Source organism: Haloechinothrix aidingensis (assembly GCF_013450155.1).
Lineage (GTDB): Bacteria > Actinomycetota > Actinomycetes > Mycobacteriales > Pseudonocardiaceae > Haloechinothrix > Haloechinothrix aidingensis.
The window spans coordinates 253,747-275,855 of the sequence record NZ_JACCKD010000008.1 but is presented as its reverse complement, the minus strand read 5'-3'; the positions used below and the strand labels follow the sequence as shown (position 1 = coordinate 275,855).

Below are 22,109 nucleotides of genomic sequence, written 5' to 3'. Positions count from 1 at the left end.
GCCGATAGACTGAAGCAACCCTATCTTGCAGCGCGCGAAGCGTCTTTACTACCTTGACCCGCCATTGGTGATCAAGGACATGGTGATCGTTATAGAAGTGCAACTTGCATGCGCGCCGACGCGCGGTGGGCGGCGGCGCCGGTGGACGAGGCGACTGACTCAAGGCGCGTGAGCCGCATGTCCGGTGACAGCTGGTGACGTTGAATTGTCATGCAGAACATCTGCCAACCGCGCCTGCACGACGCCTGGGTGCAACAAGTGCGGTATGGCGACGCCTCCGATGGAACTTTGGGTGCTCGCGATTTGTTCAAGGGTATCTGAAGGAAGATCCTCCAGAATCTTCAGCGAGCACCGTGCCCACTCCCCAGCGAGGTCGAACCGCCGACAACCGCCGATATCTTCGTTCCTATAACGAAACGCCAGTGCGTAGGCGGTTTCGGCCGCCGCGCGTGCGTTCGTAGTGAGTTCGCGCCGGAATATCGCTTCGAGCTGGATGATCGATGGCAAACTGTCGCCGGTCACTGTGTCACACTCCGGGCTAGTAGGCGAGCTTTTCGGCGGCGGTCTCGTAGTCAAACTGCTCGTCCTCACCGAACCACAGGTTCACCTCGTACTTGGCTTCCTCGACGTTGCCGGAAGCGTGTACGAGGTTCATGACAGCCTTGCCACTGACGTCAGCCGAAGCCTTGGTCTGATGGGCGAAGTCCCCTCGCACGGTGCCTGGAGCAGCCTCGCTCGGTAGCGTCGCGCCGATGATCTTGCGCACTGTAGTGACGGCGTTGACGCCTTCGAGTACTACAGCCATAACCGGGTTGGACTGCATGAAGCCAGCAGTGCTGTTGTAGACCTCGGCGCCAAGACGCTCCTCCAGGTCGAAGTAGTGTTTGCGGGCGAAGTCGGCATCCATCTGCTTCATCTTCACGCCGACGATCTTGAGGTTCGCATCTTCGAAGCGTGTCAGGATGCGACCCGCCAGGCCACGAGTGACGGCATCGGGCTTGAGTACTACGAGGGTCCGCTCTACCCCGAGATCTGACGAGTCAGTCATTTGTTGCCCCTTACGGTCGACTACGGAGAGCATCATGTTGATGCCCTTCGTAGCTTCCCACGGCTCGGGTCTGCCGTGTAGCTATCCGTGTTGCGAACTGGTGCAAATGGTGCCGAAGGAGCCTCGTGTAGCTACAGCGGATTCAATAAAGCGGCAGGTCAATGCTAGGTTAGACGGATAACAAGGTTCTCGTAATGAATAGGTCAGGGGTTCGAATCCCCTAGGCGGCTCCACGTCGGGCCCCATCCGCGCACGCCGTGGATGGGGCCCGAGTGCTGGCGGGGCGAACTGAGTGACAAAGCCGTTCCCGCGGCGATGTGCCGGTACGTCGTTGACAGCTGTCGCTGGATGTCGTTTCGCGTGCGGGCTTGTCCAGGGGGTCGGACGGTCGTGCGTGGGTTCGTGCTCGTGGATGTTTCCGGGAATCAGATGCCCGGGCCTCGCCGGGTGACACGGATGCCGTACTCACCGCGAAGTCGACACGAAGAACATTCACAAATTCCTTTCATAGATTTTTGGCGGACATATTCCTGATTCTCTTCGGTTCGTAACAAGAGTTTTGTCATTCCGTCACATTCGAAGGAATTGGTGTCGCATTGTTGTGTGATCCGTGACTCATCCGGAACTTCACTGTTACGTTACGTACCCGCTACCGGTAGTCACACATAGTTCGGTCCAGTACGCAACTGCACGGAGGTACTACACATGGCGAAGCGAACCGCACGTATCGGCGCCCTGGGAGCGGCTGCTGCGATGACCCTCGGCGGACTGATGTTCGTGTCGTCCGCCCAGGCCCAGGAAGCCGAGGGTGCTGGCGTGAGCTTCTTCGGCCACTACTGCGGATTGGAGAACTACGGCTCCGCGTCGGAGTGCACCTACACACCGCTGCTCGACCAGTCCTACGCCGGCAACGGGCCGTTCACGATCAAGGCTGTGGACACGGCGGGCGACGTCGTCTTCGAGACGTCCTGCGCCGAGGGCGAGCTGTGCACCGACGAAAGTGCCGGTTCCATCCCGGCCGGGTCGACGGTGACGATCGACGTGACCGGTGAGCCCGGCAGCGTCGGTGCGGGCGACTTCGAGTAACTCGCCCGGCCGGTCATCGGACCACGCGGCAGCCGCTGCCGCAGCGGGGCGGGCCACCGGAGCCTCCGGTGGCCCGCCCACTCGTATGTGACCGGCCATCACCCGAGCGGCCACTGCTTGACGAGCTCGACGTGCACCACGTGTGCCCCGGAACGGTCGGTGCTGTCCGCGTCGACCCGGGCGGCGGTATCCGCGAGGTTCTCCACGGCTCGCCGCTCGAATGACGCCGTGCTGGGTGGTCGCTCGTCGTCGGTATGCGTGGAAGCCGCCAGCACCAGCCGGCGAGAACGCACCGTGAACCGGCAGGTGATCACCGAACCCGGTACCGCCCTGCGGGCCAGTATCGTGCACATGCGGTCGACCAGGAGTTCCGCGTCGGTGACAGCATCACGGCTCTCGCCTCGCGCGTGCTTCGCCCACGTCACCCGGTTCGATCGGGAACCCTCCGCTGTCCCGTGATGTCGGTTGTTCCGCATCGACGACCCGTTGTCGTCCGTAGCCGTGCATCGGAGCGGCGTGATTAGGCAGCGGCTTCGTGGGTACTCGGAGGGAGATGCTCCACGGACTGAGGAGGTGCTGAAGGGTTGGCTGAGACCTCGCGGTTGCCCACGCCTGTGGCGGAGAGCTGGGACTGGCAGCGCTTCGGCGCGTGCCGCGACATGGCGAGCGAGGCCTTCTTCTCGCCCGAGCACGAGCGGGGCAGGGTGCGTAGGCGGCGCATCGAGCGCGCCAAAGCCGTGTGCCGCAGCTGTCCCGTGCTCCTCGACTGCAGGCGTTACGCGCTCCGCGCGGAAGAACAGTACGGCGTGTGGGGCGGTCTCGACGAGGGCGAACGGAACCGCTTGATCGCGACGCGACGTCAGACGCCGGCAGCGTGATCCGGGAGGAAGTCCTCGCGGGCGGTAGTCGTGCGTCCGTCGTGGACACACGCTCGACCCCGGTTCCCGGACTATCAGATGTGGATGGTTGGCGAGTGAAACGGCGGCTGCTTCCCGGCGTGACATCGCGCATTGACCTGGCGTTCGATACGAGAAGTACCCGCGTGGCAGGAGGACTGCTGGCATGAACGCGCTACACGAGCTGCGGGAGCTCGACCAGAGCGTGTGGTACGACAATATCCACCGCGCGCTGATCGAGGACGGGACGTTGGACAAGCTCGTCGACGAGTACGCGGTCAGCGGCGTGACGTCGAACCCGACGATTTACGAGCGGGCGCTCTCGGAGGGCGACGACTACGACGACGCGCTGCGCGCGGCGATCCAGCGTGGCGTGACCGACCCCGAGTCGGTGTTCTGGGAGGTCGCGGTCGCCGACATCGTGGCCGCGGCGGACATCCTGCGGTCGGTCCACGACGCGACGGGCGGTCGGGACGGGTTCGTCTGCCTCGAGTTGCCGCCGCGGCTGTCGCACAGCACGGGAGAGTCGATCGAGTTCGCCGACCAGTTGTTCCGGCGGGTCGACCGGGCCAATGTCATGATCAAGGTGCCCGCCACCACGGAGGGTATGGCGGCGATCGAGGAGCTGATCTACCGCGGCGTGAACGTGAACGTGACGCTGGTGTTCTCCCCCGACGCCTGGCGATCGGTGGCCGAGGCCCACGCACGCGGGCTCGAACGCCGCGTGGCCGAGGGTGCCGCCCCGGACGTGCACTCCGTGGCGTCTTTCTTCATTTCCCGCATCGACGCCAAGGCCAACGAGGAACTTCCCGACGAGCTGCAGAACCGGCTGGCCGTGGCCAACGCCAAGCTGGTGTACGTCGCGTATCGGGAGTGGCTCGAGACCGGCCGGTGGCGGAACCTGGCCGAGGCCGGGGCGGCGCCCCAGCGCCTGCTGTGGGCATCGACCTCGACCAAGGATCCGCGGCTGCTCGAAACGCACTATGTCTCGGCCCTGGCCGCCCCGAAGACGGTGGACACCATGAACGACCGGGCCCTGAACGCGTTCGCGGCCTCGGGCGAGGTGCCTGAGGCCATGTCCGGCCGGCGCGAGCACGCCGAGGACGCCCGCGCGGTCGTGGCCGAGGCGCGGCAGGCGGGGGTCGATCTCGAGGAGCTGGGCACCCGGTTGCTCGCCGACGGAGACCGCGCGTTCGCCGACTCGTTCAAGCAGATGATCGAGAACCTCAGTATCAAGATCGACAAGCTGGCTGAGCGGTGATCGGCATGCGACTCGTCGCGCCCGACACGCGACGTATGGGAGTGCGACGGCAATCCGGTGGTCACGGAGTACGTTCGGTGTGATGGAGCAGCAGTGTGACGCCGTCGTGCTGTTCGGCGCTACCGGCGACCTGGCGCGGAAGAAGCTGCTTCCCGCGCTGCACGACATGGCACGAGCCGGCCGGCTCCCGCCTCGCGTGATCGGCGTGGCGCTCTCTGACTGGTCGGACGACGATTTCCGGCGCCACGTGCGGGACGCCGTCTCCGCTGACGGTAACGGGCCGGAGGACGAATCGGCGTGGCGAACACTGGCGGCCTCGTTGAGCTACGTGCGGGGTGACTACACTGAGGCGGAGACCTACGAGCGCCTGCGCGCGACATTGCACGGCTCGCGGTGCCCGCTGCTCTACCTGGCGATACCCCCGGCGCTGTTCGAGACCGTCGTCGAGCGGCTCGCCGAAGCCGGCCTCAACGACGACGCCCGGGTGGTACTCGAGAAGCCGTTCGGCAGGGACCTCGAGTCCGCGCGGGAACTCAACAGGTGCGTTCTCGGGCGTTTCCCGGAAGACGCCGTGTTCCGGATCGACCATTTCCTCGGCAAGGAGGAGGTGCTCGACCTGCTGGTCCTGCGGTTCGCCAACACCATCCTCGAACCGGCGTGGAACCGCAACTACATCGACAACGTGCAGATCACCATGGCCGAGGACTTCGGCGTCGCGGGCAGGGGCGCGTTCTACGACGGGGTCGGTGCCGTTCGTGACGTGGCGCAGAACCACCTGATGCAGCTCGTGGCGCTCACGGCGATGGAACCGCCGGTGGCTACCGACGCGACCGCACTGCGCGACGAGAAGGCCAAGGTGCTCCGGGCCGTGCGGCCGGTCGATCCCGGCGATGCGGTGCGGGGGCAGTTCGACGGCTATCGCGACGAGTCGGGAGTCCACCCGGAGTCACACACCGAGACGTTCGTGGCCCTGCGGCTGGAGATCGACTCGTGGCGCTGGTCGGGCGTGCCGTTCTACATCCGGGCAGGCAAGGGGTTGGCGACCACCGCGACCGAGATCCTCGTCGAGTTCCGGCGACCCCCGCAGTTGTTCTTCACGCGCCACGATGAACCGCCGCCGCACCCCAATCACCTGGCGTTTCGCACCAAACCGGGGGAACGGGTGTCGATGGCGATGCACATGAAGGCCCCGGGAAACGAGCTGGTCAGCCGTCCTGTCGAGCTGGACTACGCCTACGACGAGGACCGCGAAGGTCCGCGCCTCGACGCCTACGCGCGATTGTTGAGCGACGCGGTGAACGGCGACCAACGCCTGTTCGCACGGTCGGACACCGTGGAGGAGGCGTGGCGCATCGTTGAGCCGCTGCTGACCGGGGCGCAGGAACCGCCCCACCGGTACGAGCGCGGTACGTGGGGTCCAGCCGCTGCCGACGCACTGATCGAACCACACGGTCGCTGGCACGATCCCGCGCCGTGAGTGGACCGGGGGCGCGCTTCCGTTCGTACCGGGGTGGTTGGCGCCACCACGGCTGTCCGGCGGGTGCGGTGGCGGCAGGCCGTCCAGTGGTCAGCCGAGGAACGGGTGTGCGCGTTCTTCGAGGAAGTGGTCGATGCGCATCCGCATGGACGGGTGAATGGTGAGGTCGTCGAGCCGGTCGGTCCCGACCCACCTGACCTCTTTCGTCTCGGTACCGTCCGCCTGCGCTGTCGCGCTGGTGGGCCGGGCAGAGAAGCAGATGGAGAACTGCTGGCGCACCTCGCCGTCGTCGTAAGCCATGACGTGGTTGGGATCGGTATAGAGCCCGACGAGTCCGGTGATCTCCACGTCGACGCCGGTTTCCTCGCGGACCTCGCGTACGGCAGTGGCGGTGATGGACTCGCCCACGTCGTGCCCACCGCCCGGTAGCGCCCAGAGATCGTTGTCGACCTTGTGGACGAGCAGGATGCGACCCTGCTCGTCACGCACTGCGACGGTGACCGACGGGACAACGCTGTTGGCCTCCGGAGCATGCGGGTCGTGGAAGTAGTCGATGCGTGCCATGAGCCGCCCCTCGTTGGTCAACCGGCGTGACGCGGGTACCCAGCTCCCCGCGCGTTCGACGCTAGCGTTACTCGGTGCCCCGCGCACAGGGGTCGACCGGTCGGGCCTTACTCATAGGTGGCTGCGAACCATGTGGCCCGGCCGGGCAGATCGATGACACCAGGCTTCACGTAGGCAACGTGCCGCAAAAGCGCCGCAGCCGCAGCAATACGGCACAACGGGGTGGGAATGATCGGCGATGCGCCGTGCCACCGGCGCGTTGGGCGATGACCTGGCCGGGTTGGCGAGTCGGCTGATCGTGGCATGAGCTGACGTAGGCTGGGGCCATGCCGGACGAGCGGCTGAACGCGGCGACGCCGCGCGTAGCGGCCGGTGTGCTGTTCACCGACGACACCGGCCGGGTGCTGATGCTGCGGATGACCTACAAGGACTTCTGGGACATCCCTGGTGGCTATGTCGAGCCCGGTGAGTCCCCGCAGGCAGCCGCCGCTCGCGAGGTACGCGAGGAACTCGGTCTGGATATCGCTGTCGGTGGCCTGCTGGCGGTGGACTGGGCGCCTTCGGAATCGGAGGGCGACAAGATGCTCTTCCTGTTCGACGGTCCCCGGCTCGACCCCGACACGCACTTCACCTTCACCGATGGTGAGATCGCCGAAGCCCGCTACGTGCCGGTGGACGAACTGGACAGCTACACACTCGACCGCCTCGCGCGCCGGATCCGCTCCGCGCTGCGCACATCGACGCCGGAGTATCTCGAGCACGGCGAGTCCACCACCGCGCGCTATCCCTGACCGGTCAACGCGCCTCGTTGGTTCACCGGCTCGATCGGTTACCCAGCTTCCCGCGCGTTCGAAGCCAGCGTTGCGCCATGTCCGAGGCATAGGGGTCGATTTATCGTCAAACATGTTGACCGGCACTGCCGACGTTCATCCGCACACGGGCGCCCTGTCGACAACGCCCGAGAAGTTGAGGTTTGAGTACTGCCTGACCACACAACTTGAATCGTTCTGCCGCACGCCAGCCCACCCGTGTAGCCGCGTACGGTAGGCGCGTGAGCGGCGAGGAAAACAACACGGGGCTGACGCGGTGGACGATTCATGGCGAGCGGATCGTGGACGATAGTCGCAAGATGGTCGTCAGCATCGCGTCAGTCGAGCTGCCGGATGGGGTTGAGTTCGAGCAGTACGTGTTCCGGTCGCCTCCGGTGGCGATGGTGGTCGCGCTGAACGAACGGGATGAGGTGCTGATGATCTGGCGTCACCGGTTCATCATGGATCGGTGGACGTGGGAGCTGCCTGGGGGCTATATCGAGCCTGGCGAGGACTCGGAGCAGGCCGCTGCGCGTGAGCTGAAGGAAGAGGCCGGGTGGTGTGCTGGTTCGCTGCGGCTGCTGGCGCGGTTCCAGCCGCTCGCGGGAAGCATCGATATGGAGAACCGCGTCTACCTTGCCGAGAAACTGGAAGCGACGGGCAACGGGCCTGACATCAACGAAACCGCGAAGGTGGAGTGGGTGCCGTTGTCTTCGGTCCCGGACCGTATCGCCAAAGGAGAGGTCATCGGCGCGGGTGCACAGCTCGGGCTGATGCACACAGCGCGCTTGCACGGCTACTAGACCCGCTGTAACGGGATCTGGTGTGCGGTCACCGTTCCCGACCCCACCGAGTGTGCCGACTGTCGCTCTCCGAGCCTGCAGGTCGTGGAATTGGTCGGTGCGTGCCATGAGCCCGCGTCGTCAGTCGTAGCCATGGTGGGGTTACTCGCCACCTCGACGCGACCGAATCTAGCGTGGCTACGTGTCTGACCTCCAGCGAATCGATAACTCGGCGAGCGTGCTGGTCGATGGATGTTCTCGTGTCGCATGGGCTCGGTACGATCTTTTATGTGCGCGGAGCAGGTGACCAGATGACCGTTGGGGAACGCATCAAGTTCTACCGACGTCGACGGGGCCTCACGCAGGAGGTGCTGGCAAACCTGGTTGGTCGTAAGGTTGACTGGCTGAGCAAGATCGAACGCGGCGAGCGGGACGTTCGACGGCTCGACGTCATGTCTGAGGTTGCGAGGGCGCTGCGCGTCAGCGTCGCCGACTTGTTCGGGCAGCCGGTGCTCTTGGAAGACGAGAACGAGAACGACGATGTTCTCAAGGTCCGCGATGCGCTCATGACACCTCGGCGGTTATCGCATGCTCTATTCGGTACGACCGCCGAACCGCTCAACGTCAACCCTCAGACATCGAGTCATTTCGTCGAACAAGCCTGGGATGCTTACCAGGCCGGCCGGCTTGGCCGCGTGATCAACACGCTTCCTGGGTTGATCGAAGCGGCGCAACAGCTCGAGGATGTCGCGAACGCCGGTGGGAGCGATGCGAGGGAGTGCTTGGCCGTATCGGCTCGGACACACCACCTGGCTGCGACTACGCTGAGCAAACTCGGTGAGTCTGATCTCGCCTGGATAGCTGCCGAACGTGCCATGCAAGCTGCTGATACGTCCGGTGACCCCTTGGTACTAGCATCTGCCGCACGTGCGGGAACTCACGCGTTACTCGCGGTGGGGCGATATGATGACGCAGTGGCGCTCGGTAGCCGTGCTGCGGAATGGCTCGCCCCGCAAATGGCGAATGGTGACCCGTCAGCGCTGAGCTTGTACGGCATGCTGCATCTTCGTACCGCTATCGCGGCTGCACGACGGCAGGACCGGGCGGTAGCAACAGACTTGCTGCGTCGCGCATCGACCGCTGCTGATGAGTTGAACGAGGATGGGAACTACTGGCAGACGGGCTTCGGCCCGACGAACGTAGCGGTGCATGAGATCTCCGCTTCGCTTGACCTGGGCGATGTGCCGTACGTCGTGGCGCACGGCCCGTCGATCGTGGTGGACCATCTTCCTGCTGAGCGACGCGCAACCCACCTGGTTGATGTGGCTCGCGCGCATAGCATGATCGCTAGGGACGACGTCGCTCTCGAACACCTGCTTGGGGCTGAAGCGCTCGCTCCCCAGCTCGTGCGACACAGTCCTGCAGTGCGGGAGACGGTCAAGGCAATGCATCGTCGCGCACCCGTCACGATGAACTTCACGTCATCGCCGTTGTCGGGACTCGCTGAGCGGTGCCGGGCGGTCCAATGAGTACGCGACGACCGACGTGTGGCCTACTCGTGTCATCGGCTGGTGGCGCCGAGCGCATTCGAGAAGGATTCGTGGAACCGGCGATCGCAGCGGGCTGGGCGGTGGCGGTGACGGCGAGCCCGACTGCGGCACACTGGCTCGGCCAATTCGGTGAGTTGGACAGGTTGACCGAGGTCACCGGATATCCCGTACGGGTTCAGCCCCGCATTCCCGGCGAGAGTAGCCCTCACCCACCGGTAGATGTGTACGCCGTGATTCCCGCAAGCGCGAATACTGTCGCGAAGCTCGCGCTCGGGATCGCCGACAACCAACTCCTCACGACGGCTTGTGAAGCTATCGGGGGCCAGGAGGTGCCCGTCGTCGTGTTCCCTCGTGTCAACGCGGCGCACGCGCGGCAACCGATGTGGAATCAGCATCTCGCCGCGCTACGTGACGCGGGGGTGCGTTTGGTCTACGGCGAACACGTGTGGCCCTTGCATGAACCCCGCAGCGCCCCCGGTAAAGATTTGCCGTGGACGGCCCTCGTGCAGGCTGTAAACGATGCCTACATGAGACGTCCAGACTTCTCCTGAGCAGACCCGGACAGTTTGTCCGGGGCATCCGTCTCCTTCGGTTGTTTCCTGGTGTTGTGCACGCGCACGCGATGCAGGACTACCACGTCGATTCGATCTGGGAGGGCACTGGCTATGGGATCGCTGATTGATGCTCTGGGCACGCAGGTTCTCGATGGACTGTGAAGCGTTTCCCTCGTCCGATCACGACAGTCAGCGGCGTATGCGGGCGTCGTGGTTGGGGTGTCTGTCCGATGGCCGTGATCACGTGGTCACGCATGCCGAGCTGTCCGGGGCGACGGGGCGGCGCGGTGGGACGTACCGCGCGCTGTGCGGGCATGTGGTGATGCCGGGCTCGATGCTGGAGCCGCCGAGCCCGGCGTGTGTTACCTGTGTGCGGTTCGTGCGAGTGCATCCGAGTGTGGTGACCCCGGAGCGGGCGAGCGAGCTGCGGCAGCGGCGCGGGCGGGGGCCGATCGCGGCCTACCTGGCGCGGTTGATGGCTCCGGTGGGAACGGGTGTGACCCCGACCTCGCCCGTTCCCACCGGTCTTCACCCCGATCGGGGTGAGACGTGATGGGGGTGCGGCTGCTGCTGGCCCGGCCGCTGCCGGGCACTGTCGGCGAGGCGCGGCGCGTCACGCACGTCTTCGCGGAGCCGGAGAGCGTGCCTGCCCGGCTGGATGCCTACTGCGGCGTGTCGTTCGGGGCGGGCGAGCTGGAACTGCTGGACGGGATCCGGGGCATGCCGTGTGAGCCCTGCCTGCTGCTGGCACCGCCGCCGGACGGGCAGCTCGACGGTGGTGCGGGCAGTGACTAGCCCGGTAGTGATCCGGGACTCTCGATTCTGGGTCAGTGTGTTGGTGCGCTGTCCGCGTAGCTCGCCCCCGGGGCTGGTCAGGTGCGGGGTGGCTCGCCTACGGCGTCGATGATCTTCTCGAACTCCGCGTAAGTCGGGACCAGCTTCGGTGACTCCCAGGTTTGCTGCGCCATGACCCGCAGACGCGGGTGGATGCCTTCGGCGATCTCCTGCTCGGTCTCGGCCTCGGGGTCGTCGTTCCACACGTTGAGGCGCGAGCCGGAGTTACGAGGTTCCGACGGGTCGATGTCGTGGTAGGGCGCGCCGATGTCGCCGTGCAGGTACATGGGGCCACGGAAGCGGTGCACGGCCCAGGTCTCGTACATGCCCTCCAGGTCCGGTTTCGGCGGCAGCGGGAAGCCCAGGTTGGAGTAGTAGGTCGGGTACCAGCTGATGTTGTGGATCTCGTGCCCGCTATCGAGGATCTCGGCCGGGGTCGGTGGCGAGGGGTCCGACAGCGGCGAGATATCCGTCCACCATTCGACGACCGTGTCGGGGTCGACGGCGACCGCTTCCCCGCCGTCCAGATCGTCGTTGGAGACACGTGCCGTCCGGCCGTGCGCGCGGACATGGGCGTTGATGTCGTTGACGAAACCGAACACCGCGTCCTTGGCATTGGCACTGTCGCCGTAGCGCTGCCGGGCGTACTCCTCGAGCTGCGGGTACAGCGGGTAGGTCGCCGCAGGCAGGTACTCGTCGGCACTGATCGTCCAGCGCTGGTTCGGAAACAGGGGCAGGTACTCGTCGACCAGGTCGAAGGCGAACTGCCGCGCCTGGGGGATCGTGAAGTCCAGGGCGGTCTCGTTCGCCCGTCCGGAGACGTCACGTAGCTGGAACTCCGGGTGCGGTGCCAGCGCCGCGCCCATGTGCCCCGGCATGGTGATCCCGGAGACCACGGTGACGTGGTAACGCGACGCCAGCTCGGTAAGGTCGCGGACCTGCTGCTTGGTCAGGTGCTCCGCCGAGACGATCTCCGGGTGCCGCTCGCTCTCGATCCGCCAGCCGAGGTTCTCGGTGAACCACAGATGCAGGTAGTTGAGCTTGAGGTAGGCACACTCGTGCACCCGCGCGACCAGCCACTCGTAGCTGAAGTGCTTGCGGCCGACGTCCACCATCAGTCCACGGTCCGCGTAGCGGGGCCAGTCCAGCGCGACCCCTGCGGGTACCGGACCGGGCTGCGCCAGCAGCTGCAACAGGCTGCGCGTGCCGTGGAAGGCCCCGGCTGCGGTATTGGCCGTGATCACTGCCGCGGCGCCGAGCTCCATCCGGTACCCCTCGGCACCGAGGACGGCATCCTCGGCACCCAGCCGCAGCCGTACCTCGCCGCGCCGGGGTGGTCTGGCTGTGACCAGGACGCGCGCCGGGATCCGCAGCAGCGCCTCGAGATCCTCCGCGGTCGTCTCCGCCGTCGGTGACAGCTCCTCGGCCTCCCGCGGGGTAACCACGACCCGGGCAGGGGAGTTGATGTGGAAGCTGCCCGGAGCCGGACGCCACCGGCGCATCGCGGGGATCGTCCACGGCTGCGCGGGTGCCTCGGCGGCGCGCGCCCAGCCGGGTATCGCTGCGAGCGTCCCGCCCGCGAGGAGACCCTGCAACGTGGACCGACGGGTGATCGTCATGCGGGTTCTCCTTCACCAGGGGCGCGCCGAGGTCGCGCCGGAGGGCGGCACCGAGCCGGCATCCCGGCCGGCACAGGGTTCCGGCTGTCACCCGGCTCGTGCGAGGCTGCGTATTACTGCGAAATCGTGACAAAAATGAGCACATTCGCGCAAGAGCTCTGCATGGCGCACGAAGGCTACACGCTCTACTGGGATCAAGCGGTGTGATCAGGTCATTCGGCTGCCGGTGCTTCCTTGCGTCACCGTCCTGAGAGTGATCGCCAGGCTCACCGCGCGGAACCGGAGCGCGGGTCGGCGGTGCATGGAACCGGTCGTGGCTGTTGCTAATTGCGTGTTCGACCGACAGAATGCTCAACATCAATCAGGCGGCGGATCCGAGCCGAGGTGATTCGTCACCGCTGACACGGCAGCCAAGGAGGGTCTCGACGTGGTCGCTTCGGTTCGACGCGGCGCGGCGTGTGCCGCAGCGGTCGCTGTCGTCGCCGGTCTCGCCACGCCGGTCGCGGCGACGGCCGCACCAGGCGGTAGCGATGCGGCTGATGACCGGCCCGGCGAGGAGCGTGCAACCGGAACCGGGACTCCGGCCAGGGGCGAGCGAGATTGCGGGCAGGGCTCATGGGTGGCGGGAACCGTCGACATCTGTGGCGGCGAGCTGGTGTATCGCGACTACGTCTACGACGACCACGGCGCGTCCGCGGCGGGACTGCCCGACGATCGGCTGGAGGGCCTGTACGCGGCGGTCCGCCCCACCCACGACGGCTGGGGCAACACCTCGCCTGCCGGCGCGGCCGACTACTTGGGTCAGCCGCCCGACTCCCGGGACAACACGGCGGACCTGGTGTCGTTGCGGGCGCAGGTCACCGACACCACGCTGACAGTGACCGCCGAGCTGAACACGATGTTCGAGCCGCACAGAGCCAAGGTCGTCGTCGGCATCGACACGGACGGCGACCCGGCCACGCGGCGGGGTGCGCAATGGCCGGGTCTGGTCGCGAACCCGTTCACCGGCGAGACGCTCGACAACTCGGGGCTCGACACGTTCATCGTGCTCGACCAGGGTGACCCCGACTCGAACCTGCTCACCACGACGGTGCAGCGCCCACCGGGGTCCACCTGGCGCCTGCAGGCAGTCACAGCCCGGCCGGTGGACGGGGTGGCTGACCCGGCCTTGATGAACGTCGCCTTCCGTGGTGTCGACGAGCGCGGGGGCTGGTGGGAGAACGCGCAGGCCGCGGCGCTGGCCGAGGGCGATATCTCGGACTTCGCGCACACGGTCTCCGTCACCGACCTCGAGCGGGGAGTGACGCGCCGGGATGAGGTGCCGCCGGGCAAGCTACGGCAGCGGGTCTACATCTCCGAGCACAATCCCGGCAGCGGCGAGGGCATCGACCACGACGGCGTCGCGGGGCCCGGTAGCTGGTTGCCCGAGGAGGATCGCTCGATCCTGTCGCAGGGGTTCACCCATGTCGGCAAGTACCAGCCCTACGGCTTCTACCGGCCGGCGGACCCCGCTCCGCACGAGCTGCAGCTGTTGCTGCACGGGGCAGGTGAGAACCATTCGGCGCAGATGTGGGACCCGGGTGGCGGTGCGAACCCACCGCCGATCGCGGAGGCCTTCGGCGAGAGCAACAGGGTCTTCGCCAGCCCACTCGGACGTGGTCCGCGTGGCTGGTACTCCTCATACAGCGAACGGGATGTGCTGGACGTGCTCGCCGACGTCAAGGCCAACTATCCGGTCGAAGGCGACCGCGTGACGCTCAGCGGGACGTCCATGGGCGGGTACGGAGCCACCCGGATCGCGGCGCTGCACCCGGACGAGTTCGCCGCAGCCATGCAGTGGGTCGGCTACACCGGCGACCTGCTCAACGGCACCACCGCCGAGGGCAACGGATCTCAGGCCGCGGCGGTAGGCAACGCGGTCGAGCTGCTCGGCAACCTGCGACACGTCCCGCTGGCGTCGTGGTACGCGGGTGCCGACGAGCTGGTCCACGTCAACCAGGCCCTTGCCGTGCGCGAGCGCCTCGAGGAGTTGGACCTGCCGTCGGTGTGGTGGCTGCACCCGACCGCCAACCACAGCTCGCCCGCGACCCTGAACGACTGGGCGAAAGAGGTGGAGTGGAGCGCCGATCGGATCCGCGTGTCCGAGCCCGCACACGTCAGCTTCCGCACCGACCGGCGGTTCTTCGCCCCGGAAGCGGGCGTCGTTCCGGACGGGGCCTACTGGGTATCCGACGTCCGACCGGCGGGGCCCGGACATGCCGACGTCGACGCCGTCTCCTACGGCTGCGGGCGCGGCGAGCCCGTCACCGAGCTGACCAGGCCGAGCGGCATGCGGCCCGTGCCGTGGGTCGGGCAGCGGATCGATGTCGTCGACACCCGCGAGCACGAGCGCAGGCAGCACCTGGAACTGACCGTCGCGAACGTGGCGGCACTGGCGATCGAGACGGGCGACCCGGCAGGCAAGCCCGACGCCGGACAGGCGTGCCTCGGCCGCGAGGCGTTCAGCTTCGAGATCACCACCGACCGGCCACTGACCGTGCACTTCTCCGGCGGCCGGACGCTCACCCTGGACAGTCGAGGCACCCACACCGGCACCGTCGCCGCGGGCTGAGAGGGTTCCGGGGTACGCGCCGCCCTCGGCCGCGTTGCTCAGCTCCGTGACCGGCCCGCCGTGCCCGGCGCCTCGCCTGAACCGCCCGAGACCTTCTCGGTGATCTCCGTCAGGTTCTCGAGCATGGTGCGGGTGAACTCGACGCTGATGTCGATGAGCGCGGTGCGGTTGATGGCTACGCCGTCGTTGATCCACACCAGGACGAGCTCGGTGACGCCGCCGGTGAGCAGCTGCGCGACCGCCTGGACCACGTGCTCACTGCCCGAGGGCAGGTCGAGCAGCTCGTGGGCCTGGTCCACGATGACCCCGGCGATGGTGCGCATCGCGGTGAACCGCCTGCGCATGAGGGTCACGCTGCCGTGCGCCTCGGCGAAGGCCACGCGCGCGCGGCGCGGGTCGTCCGTGACGTCGGTGATGATGGTCTCGATCCCGGCCCGGATCTTGGCGCCCACGTCGTCCGGCGCCGCGGCGACGGCCTCCAGCGCGCGCTCCAGAGCGGTGTCCCGGATCTCGTCGTGCACGGCTGCGGCGAGCGCGTCGAGGTCGTCGAAGCTCTCGTAGAAGAACCGGGGACCGACGCGCGCGTGCTCGCACACGCCGCGCACGGTGGTGGCCGACCAGCCCTGCGTCCCGATGATGTCCAGCGCCGCGTCCATCAGCTTGCGGCGTCGCTGCGCGCGCCGCTGCTCGGCCGAGGCGCCCCGGTAGACCCCTGTCGCTGCCCGCGTCACGGGCTCAAGTCTGGCACAGGACCCCAACTCCGGAAACGCCCGTTTACGGAAACACATGATTCCGGTAGCGTCGCTCGTGGCACGTTTCGCAGCGCCGCGAAAGGAACCTCGCCATGACCGGAGTGACCAGCAAGGTGCAAGCCGCCGCGCGTTCGGTGTCGGAACGGGTTCCCAGCAGGGTCCGGCCGCTGGCCGAGCCACCGTCCGGATCCGGGCTCAAACCGGTGCCGGGGGACTACGGGCTGCCGCTCATCGGGCACTCGATCAGCGCGCTGACGGACATGCTGGGGTTCTTCCGCCGCCGGTACGCGCGGTTCGGGCCGGTGCAGTGGATCGGCCTGCTCGGCACGAAGGTGGTCGCTGTGAACGGCCCCGAAGCCCTGGAAAGGGTGGCGATCAACAGGGACAAGGCGTTCGCCAACGAGGGGTTCTACGAGTACCTCATCGGCCCGTTCTTCCATCGCGGCATCATGCTGATGGACTTCGACGAGCACAGGCACCATCGCCGGATCATGCAGCAGGCCTTCACCAAGGACCGCCTGGTCGGCTACCTGGGCGCCATGAACCCGAGCATCGAGCGCGGCGTATCGAACTGGCAGCCCGATGACCGGTTCCCGATCTACACCGCGGCCAAGCAGCTCACCCTGGACATCGCCACGGACGTCTTCGTCGGCGATGACGTGGGTGCCGACGCCGACCGCATCAACAAGGCCTTCGTCGACGCCGTGCACGGCGGTCACGCGGTCGTGCGGGCCAACCTGCCCGGCGGCACCTGGGCGCGCGGGCTGCGCGGCAGGCGCGTGCTCGAGGAGTACTTCCGCAGGCAGCTGCCCGCCAAGCGGGCAGGCGACGGCGACGACCTGTTCAGCGTGCTCTGCCGGGCCGAGAGCGAGGACGGCGAGCGCTACAGCGACGAGGACATCGTCAACCACATGATCTTCGTGCTGATGGCCGCGCACGACACCAGCACGATCACCCTGGCGATGATGGCCTACTACCTCGGCCGCTACCCCGAGTGGCAGGAGCGCGCTCGCGCCGAGTCGCAGGAGCTGGGCAAGCCCGCGCTCGACTACGAGGACCTGGACCGGCTACCGGCGCTGGACATGGTCTTCGCCGAGGCCATGCGCATCAACGCGCCGGTGGGCGGGCTGTTCCGTGAGGCCGTCGCGGACACCGAGCTGCTTGGCCACTACATCCCCGCAGGGACGAAGGTGGTCGCCGGGATCTACCCGACGCAGCGGATGGAGGAATGGTGGCCGGACCCGGACACCTTCGACCCCGAGCGGTTCGCCGAGCATCGCCGGGAGGACAAGGTGCACCGTTACGCGTGGGCGCCGTTCGGTGGGGGCGTGCACAAGTGCATCGGTATGCACTTCGGCAGCATGGAGGTCAAGGCGATCATGCACCAGATGCTGCTCCGCTTCCGGTGGAGCGTCCCCGCCGGGTACGAGCCGCCGATGCGGTACGGCACCGGCCCCACCCCGACCGACGGGCTGCCGATTCGCCTGGAGCCGCTGCCGCATCCGGCGGTGCCACGGTGAGTATCTCCATGGGTTGATATATCTCTGTTATCGAATGGGCGTAACCCTTATGGGCGATGGATCGATGGACCCTGTGACACAGACTGTCCATCTCGTGCCTGTGCGGTTGCTCGTGCCCGGCCTCTCCCGGGTTAGGAGCAACCGCACAGGTATTACGAAGGAGAAGCCCTATGCCCTTATCCCCTCCAGGGATACGACGTGCGGTGGTCGCGACGACCACCGCGGCCGCGCTGTCCGCGGCCATGATGCTGGGGGCCTCGGCCGCCCACGCGACGAGCGATGAGGACGCGCGCGCGGACATCGGCGGCGGTAACGCCAAGACCTGCGCGGACGTGGGCCTCGGCGGTGAGCTCATCGCGGTGCACGACGGGGAGGACGACGACCTCTCCAACGTCGAGTACGACGACGGCGAGACGGATGACCAGTACCTGACGATCACCTCGGTCGCCGCTTCCGTCTCCGACGTCACCGGGATCGTCGTCAAGGGCGGCGATGGCTACAACGTCTACGAGCCCGGCGAGCGCGAGTTGTCCGGGACGGCGCCGTGGGAGGACCTGCGGGCCCCGCTGAACAAGGGCGGGAAGATCCCGGAGATCAGCCACTGGTTCGTCTGCGGTGAGCTCGATGACTCGACGCCGACTCCGACGCACTCGGACACGCCGGAGCCGAGCGAGACGGAAACCACCACCTCCGAGACCAGCGAGCCGCCGGAGACCACCACGAGCTCGGAGACCACGGAGTCCGACACCCCGGGCTCGTCCACCCCGGTGTCGTCGACGTCGACCACCGATGAGTCGACCACGACCGAGTCCGAGGACGAGGAGCAGGACGACGTGACCCCGGCCGGTGCTTCCGGGCCGCTGGCCGACACCGGGTTCGGTGCCGGCTCGCTGATCTGGGTCGGCGCACTCCTGCTGATCGGCGGCGGTGCCGCGCTGTACCTCGCCCGCACGCGCCTGAACAGCTGAGCGCGCAGGTACGTGACCGGGCCGCCTACCGGCCGGTGAGCGAGCGGTGAACACGGGTGCGGGACGCGCCGTCGGGCGCGTCCCGCACCCGGATCGCCGGGAGGCTAAGGTAGGAGCGGTCGGAGACGTACGAGGCGAGCCATGGGGAGGTAGCCGGCGGTGTCGCAGGACTCGTTCGTTCACCTGCACGTCCACACCGAGTACTCGATGCTCGACGGCGCCGCGAAAATCGCCGCCCTGTTCACCGAGGCCTCCCGGCTCGAGATGCCCGCCGTGGGCATGACCGACCACGGCAATATGTACGGCGCCGACGAGTTCTACCAGCAGGCCCTCAAGTCCGGCGTCAAGCCGATCATCGGGATCGAGGCCTACGTCGCGCCGCAGAGCCGTTTCCACAAGAAGCCGGTGTTCTGGGGGCAGAGCAGCCAGCGCGGCGCGGACGAGTACGGCGAGGGCGGTGACGTCTCCGGCGCCGGTGCCTACACGCACATGACGATGATCGCGGCCAACGCGACCGGGTTGCGCAACCTGTTCACGCTGTCCTCGCTGGCGAGCATGGAGGGCCACTACCGCAAGCCGCGGATGGACCGCGAGCTGATCTCCGAGCACGCCGAGGGCATCATCGCCACAACCGGCTGCCCCTCCGGCGAGGTACAGACCCGCCTGCGGCTCGGCCAGTTCGACGAGGCGATGCAGGCCGCCTCGGACTACCGGGACATCTTCGGCAAGGAGAACTTCTACCTCGAGCTGATGGACCACGGGCTGCCGATCGAGAAGTCCGTGCGCGAGGGCCTGCTCGAGATCGGCCGCAAGCTCGAACTGACCCCGCTGGCCACCAACGACTCGCACTACGTCACGCAGGACCAGGCCGACTCGCACAGCGCGTTGCTGTGCGTGCAGGCAGGCAAGACGCTCAACGACCCCAACAGGTTCAAGTTCGACGGGGACGGCTACTACCTCAAATCCGCGGCGGAGATGCGCGAGTACTGGGACTCCGAGGTCCCCGGAGCGTGTGACGCCACCCTGGAGATCGCCGAACGTGTCGAGTCCTACGCCGACGTCTACGCCCACCGGGACAGGATGCCGCGCTTCTCGGTGCCCGAGGGGCACACCGAGGCGAGCTGGCTGCACAACGAGGTGATGAACGGGCTGCAGTGGCGCTTCCCCGAGGGTGTGCCCGACGGCTACGAGGAACGCGCCGAGATGGAGCTCGGCGTGATCGCCGAGAAGGGCTACCCGGCCTACTTCCTCGTGGTCGGTGACCTGGTGAACTACGCCAAGAGCGTGGGTATCCGGGTGGGGCCGGGCCGGGGGTCGGCCGCCGGTGCGCTCGTGGCCTACGCGATGGGGATCACCAACATCGACCCCATCCCCCAGACGCTGCTGTTCGAGCGGTTCCTGAACCCGGAACGCGAGTCGATGCCCGACATCGACATCGATTTCGACGACCGCAGGCGCGGCGAGATGGTGCGCTACGCGACCGAGAAGTACGGCGAGGACAAGGTCGCGCAGGTCATCACGTTCGGCACCATCAAGACGAAGGCAGCCATCAAGGACGCCGCGCGAGTACACTTCGGACAGCCGGGTTTCGCGCTCGCCGACAAGATCTCCAAGGCCCTTCCTCCGCCGATCATGGCCAAGGACATCCCCCTCGAGGGGATCGTCGACCCGGAGCACGAGCGCTACGCCGAGGCCGCGGAAGTCCGGTCCCTTGTGGAGAACGACCAGGACGTCGCCACGATCTTCAACACGGCCAAGGGGCTGGAAGGGCTGATCCGTAACGCGGGTGTGCACGCCTGTGCCGTGATCATGTCGTCCGAGCCGCTGATGGACTGCATCCCGCTGTGGCAGCGCGAGGACGGCGCGGTCATCACAGGCTGGGACTACCCGTCCTGCGAGGCCATCGGTCTGTTGAAAATGGACTTCCTCGGCCTGCGCAACCTCACGGTCATCGAGGACGCGATCGGCAACATCAGGGCCAACCGGGGCGAGGAGATCGACCTGGACCGGCTCGGCCTGGAGGACCCCGAGTCGTACCGGCTGCTCGGTCGCGGCGACACCCTCGGCGTGTTCCAGCTCGACGGCGGCCCGATGCGTGACCTGCTGCGGCGTATGCAGCCCACCGGCTTCGAGGACATCGTCGCCGTGCTGGCGCTGTACCGGCCGGGCCCGATGGGTGTCAACGCGCACAACGACTACGCCGACCGCAAGAACAAGCGGCAGCAGGTCATCCCGATCCACCCGGAGCTGGAGGACCCGCTGTCGGACATCCTCGGCGACACCTACGGTCTGATCGTCTACCAAGAGCAGATCATGCAGATCGCGCAGAAGGTCGCCGGGTACTCGATGGGTCGAGCGGACGTGCTCCGGCGCGCGATGGGCAAGAAGAAGCAGGAGGTCCTCGAGAAGGAGTTCGAGGGCTTCGCCGAGGGGATGCGGCAGAGCCCGCTGCGCGAGGGCGGTTTCAGCGAGGAAGCGATCAAGGCGCTGTGGGACACCATCCTCCCGTTCGCCGGCTACGCGTTCAACAAGTCGCACGCCGCGGGGTACGGCCTGGTGTCGTACTGGACCGCCTACCTCAAGGCGAACTACCCCGCCGAGTACATGGCCGCGTTGCTGACCTCGGTCGGCGACAACAAGGACAAGTCCGCCGTGTACCTCTCCGAGTGCCGCAGGCTCGGTATCCGGGTGCTGCCGCCGGATGTGAACGAGTCGGCCCAGCGGTTCGCCGCCGTCGGTGACGACATCCGTTTCGGTCTCGGGGCGGTGCGCAACGTGGGGGCCAACGTCGTGGAGTCGATCATCGCGACGCGCGAGAAGAAGGGGAAGTTCTCCTCGTTCGCCGACTTCATGGACAAGTGCGACCTCGTCGCGTGCAACAAGCGGGTCGTCGAGTCGCTGGCCAAGGCCGGGGCGTTCGACTCGCTCGGCCACACGCGGCTGTCCCTCGTGCAGTGCCACGAGGAGGCTGTGGATGCCGTGGTCCCGCTCAAGCGGCAGGAAGCCATGGGGCAGTTCGACCTGTTCGGCGCGGACTCCAGCGCGGAGAGCACCGAGTCCTCCTCGCCGCTCGCGCACCTCGACATCGGTGAGGACGAGTACCCGCGGAAGCAGAAGCTCGGCTACGAACGGGAGATGCTCGGGCTCTATGTCTCGGGGCACCCGCTCGACGGGGCGGAACGGGTGCTGCGCAAGCACGCGCCCAAGCCGATCGCGGCGATCCTGCACGACCCGCCGAGCGAGGGCGAGATCACCGTCGCCGGGTTGATCACCGGTCTGGACCGCAGGGTGAACAAGAACGGCGAGCCGTGGGCGATCTGCACGGTGGAGGACCTGGACGCCTCGCTGGAGGTGCTGTTCTTCGCGCGGGCCTACGCGCTGTACTCGGCCGATCTGGTCGAGGACAACGCCGTGGTCGTCAAGGGTCGGGTGAACTGGCGCGAGGACAAGATGTCCGTCTTCGGCGGCGGGCTCGTGCCGCTGGACCTGTCCGATATCGGCCCGGAGGACGAGGAGCAGCCGTTCGTGCTGCTGGCGTCGGAGGATCAGCTCGACGCCGGTGCGGTCGCCGAGCTCAAACGCACCCTCGAGGTGCACAAGGGCGACACCCCGGTGCGGCTCAAGCTGCTCGGCGGCAGCAGGGAGACGATCTTCGCCCTGGACCGTTTCTCCGTGGAGCCCAGCGCGACGCTCATGGGCGAGCTCAAGGCCATCAAGGGGATCAGCGCGGCGAGCTGAGCCGGCGGGCGGTCCGGGTGTGGTCGCCGATTAGCATGCG

20 protein-coding genes are annotated in these 22,109 nt (G+C 67.1%); 14 read left to right on the top strand and 6 right to left on the bottom strand.

Translation table 11 applies throughout. The annotated features are described in order from the left end of the window. Positions 1 to 159: 159 nt before the first annotated feature. Together H0B56_RS20360 and H0B56_RS20355 are read right to left on the bottom strand one after the other, a co-directional pair. Positions 160 to 522 (bottom strand): hypothetical protein, encoded by a 363-nt coding sequence (locus H0B56_RS20360; RefSeq protein WP_180894695.1) that lies wholly within the window; start codon positions 520 to 522, stop codon positions 160 to 162. Positions 523 to 538: 16 nt separating this feature from the next. Further along, positions 539 to 1,048 carry a nucleoside-diphosphate kinase gene (locus tag H0B56_RS20355; RefSeq protein ID WP_180894694.1) on the bottom strand — a complete coding sequence of 170 codons (510 nt, stop codon included), beginning with the start codon at positions 1,046 to 1,048 and terminating at the stop codon, positions 539 to 541. 705 nt (positions 1,049 to 1,753) lie between these two features. Between H0B56_RS20355 and H0B56_RS20350 the strand changes: the two genes are divergently transcribed. After that, positions 1,754 to 2,134: a hypothetical protein gene (locus tag H0B56_RS20350; RefSeq protein ID WP_180894693.1), complete on the top strand. Its 381-nt coding sequence runs from the start codon at positions 1,754 to 1,756 to the stop codon at positions 2,132 to 2,134. 98 nt (positions 2,135 to 2,232) lie between these two features. Here the strand turns inward: H0B56_RS20350 and H0B56_RS20345 are convergent, their stop codons facing one another. Further along, positions 2,233 to 2,559 carry a hypothetical protein gene (locus tag H0B56_RS20345; RefSeq protein WP_180894692.1) on the bottom strand — a complete coding sequence of 109 codons (327 nt, stop codon included), beginning with the start codon at positions 2,557 to 2,559 and terminating at the stop codon, positions 2,233 to 2,235. Between the two features lie 159 nt (positions 2,560 to 2,718). On the opposite strand from H0B56_RS20345, the gene H0B56_RS20340 reads away from it, so the two are divergent. The 3 genes from H0B56_RS20340 (at position 2,719) to zwf (ending at position 5,768) form a co-directional block, all read left to right on the top strand. Further along, the gene (locus H0B56_RS20340) at positions 2,719 to 3,012 is read left to right on the top strand and encodes a WhiB family transcriptional regulator (RefSeq protein ID WP_180894691.1); all 294 of its coding nucleotides are present in this window, start codon (positions 2,719 to 2,721) and stop codon (positions 3,010 to 3,012) included. A 184-nt stretch (positions 3,013 to 3,196) separates the two neighbouring features. Next, complete coding sequence (gene tal / locus H0B56_RS20335; protein WP_180894690.1) at positions 3,197 to 4,291, top strand: transaldolase; 1,095 nt, start codon at positions 3,197 to 3,199, stop codon at positions 4,289 to 4,291. A gap of 82 nt (positions 4,292 to 4,373) precedes the next feature. After that, positions 4,374 to 5,768, top strand: a complete 1,395-nt coding sequence (zwf, locus tag H0B56_RS20330) for a glucose-6-phosphate dehydrogenase (protein WP_180894689.1) — start codon at positions 4,374 to 4,376, stop codon at positions 5,766 to 5,768. Positions 5,769 to 5,858: 90 nt separating this feature from the next. On the opposite strand, the gene H0B56_RS20325 is transcribed toward zwf, so the two are convergent. Then, on the bottom strand, positions 5,859 to 6,332 hold the full coding sequence (locus H0B56_RS20325) for an NUDIX domain-containing protein (RefSeq protein ID WP_180894688.1): 474 nt from the start codon (positions 6,330 to 6,332) through the stop codon (positions 5,859 to 5,861). A 326-nt stretch (positions 6,333 to 6,658) separates the two neighbouring features. On the opposite strand from H0B56_RS20325, the gene H0B56_RS20320 reads away from it, so the two are divergent. From H0B56_RS20320 to H0B56_RS20295, 6 genes are all read left to right on the top strand, one after another. Then, positions 6,659 to 7,123, top strand: a complete 465-nt coding sequence (locus H0B56_RS20320; RefSeq protein ID WP_180894687.1) for an NUDIX domain-containing protein — start codon at positions 6,659 to 6,661, stop codon at positions 7,121 to 7,123. Between the two features lie 260 nt (positions 7,124 to 7,383). Beyond that, complete coding sequence (locus H0B56_RS20315; protein WP_343063975.1) at positions 7,384 to 7,944, top strand: NUDIX hydrolase; 561 nt, start codon at positions 7,384 to 7,386, stop codon at positions 7,942 to 7,944. A gap of 269 nt (positions 7,945 to 8,213) precedes the next feature. Continuing rightward, a complete protein-coding gene (locus H0B56_RS20310; RefSeq protein WP_180894733.1) occupies positions 8,214 to 9,452 on the top strand; it encodes a helix-turn-helix domain-containing protein in 1,239 nt (412 codons plus the stop codon). After that, a complete protein-coding gene (locus H0B56_RS20305) occupies positions 9,449 to 10,024 on the top strand; it encodes a flavoprotein (RefSeq protein ID WP_180894686.1) in 576 nt (191 codons plus the stop codon). Before H0B56_RS20310 ends, H0B56_RS20305 begins: the two co-directional genes overlap by 4 nt. Positions 10,025 to 10,271: 247 nt before the next feature. Continuing rightward, positions 10,272 to 10,580 carry a hypothetical protein gene (locus H0B56_RS20300; protein ID WP_180894685.1) on the top strand — a complete coding sequence of 103 codons (309 nt, stop codon included), beginning with the start codon at positions 10,272 to 10,274 and terminating at the stop codon, positions 10,578 to 10,580. Beyond that, complete coding sequence (locus H0B56_RS20295; protein WP_180894684.1) at positions 10,580 to 10,822, top strand: hypothetical protein; 243 nt, start codon at positions 10,580 to 10,582, stop codon at positions 10,820 to 10,822. The genes H0B56_RS20300 and H0B56_RS20295 overlap by 1 nt, the downstream gene beginning before the upstream one ends. Before the next feature lie 77 nt (positions 10,823 to 10,899). Here H0B56_RS20295 and H0B56_RS20290 read toward each other — a convergent pair whose 3' ends face one another. Then, positions 10,900 to 12,480, bottom strand: coding sequence for a beta-N-acetylhexosaminidase (locus tag H0B56_RS20290; protein WP_180894683.1), 1,581 nt, complete (start codon positions 12,478 to 12,480; stop codon positions 10,900 to 10,902). Between the two features lie 427 nt (positions 12,481 to 12,907). Between H0B56_RS20290 and H0B56_RS23555 the strand changes: the two genes are divergently transcribed. Then, positions 12,908 to 15,091, top strand: coding sequence for a prolyl oligopeptidase family serine peptidase (locus tag H0B56_RS23555; protein WP_180894682.1), 2,184 nt, complete (start codon positions 12,908 to 12,910; stop codon positions 15,089 to 15,091). A 38-nt stretch (positions 15,092 to 15,129) separates the two neighbouring features. On the opposite strand, the gene H0B56_RS20280 is transcribed toward H0B56_RS23555, so the two are convergent. Continuing rightward, positions 15,130 to 15,822 carry a TetR family transcriptional regulator gene (locus tag H0B56_RS20280; RefSeq protein WP_180894681.1) on the bottom strand — a complete coding sequence of 231 codons (693 nt, stop codon included), beginning with the start codon at positions 15,820 to 15,822 and terminating at the stop codon, positions 15,130 to 15,132. A 113-nt stretch (positions 15,823 to 15,935) separates the two neighbouring features. Here H0B56_RS20280 and H0B56_RS20275 point away from each other — a divergent pair, with 113 nt between their 5' ends. The 3 genes from H0B56_RS20275 to dnaE all read left to right on the top strand — a co-directional run bounded on the left by H0B56_RS20275 (position 15,936) and on the right by dnaE (position 22,069). Beyond that, positions 15,936 to 17,363: a cytochrome P450 gene (locus H0B56_RS20275; RefSeq protein ID WP_180894680.1), complete on the top strand. Its 1,428-nt coding sequence runs from the start codon at positions 15,936 to 15,938 to the stop codon at positions 17,361 to 17,363. Between the two features lie 203 nt (positions 17,364 to 17,566). Further along, entirely contained in the window at positions 17,567 to 18,331 is a 765-nt protein-coding gene (locus H0B56_RS20270; RefSeq protein WP_180894679.1) for a hypothetical protein, read from the top strand. A gap of 159 nt (positions 18,332 to 18,490) precedes the next feature. Then, positions 18,491 to 22,069 (top strand): DNA polymerase III subunit alpha, encoded by a 3,579-nt coding sequence (gene dnaE, locus H0B56_RS20265; protein WP_180894678.1) that lies wholly within the window; start codon positions 18,491 to 18,493, stop codon positions 22,067 to 22,069. Positions 22,070 to 22,109: the final 40 nt, after the last annotated feature.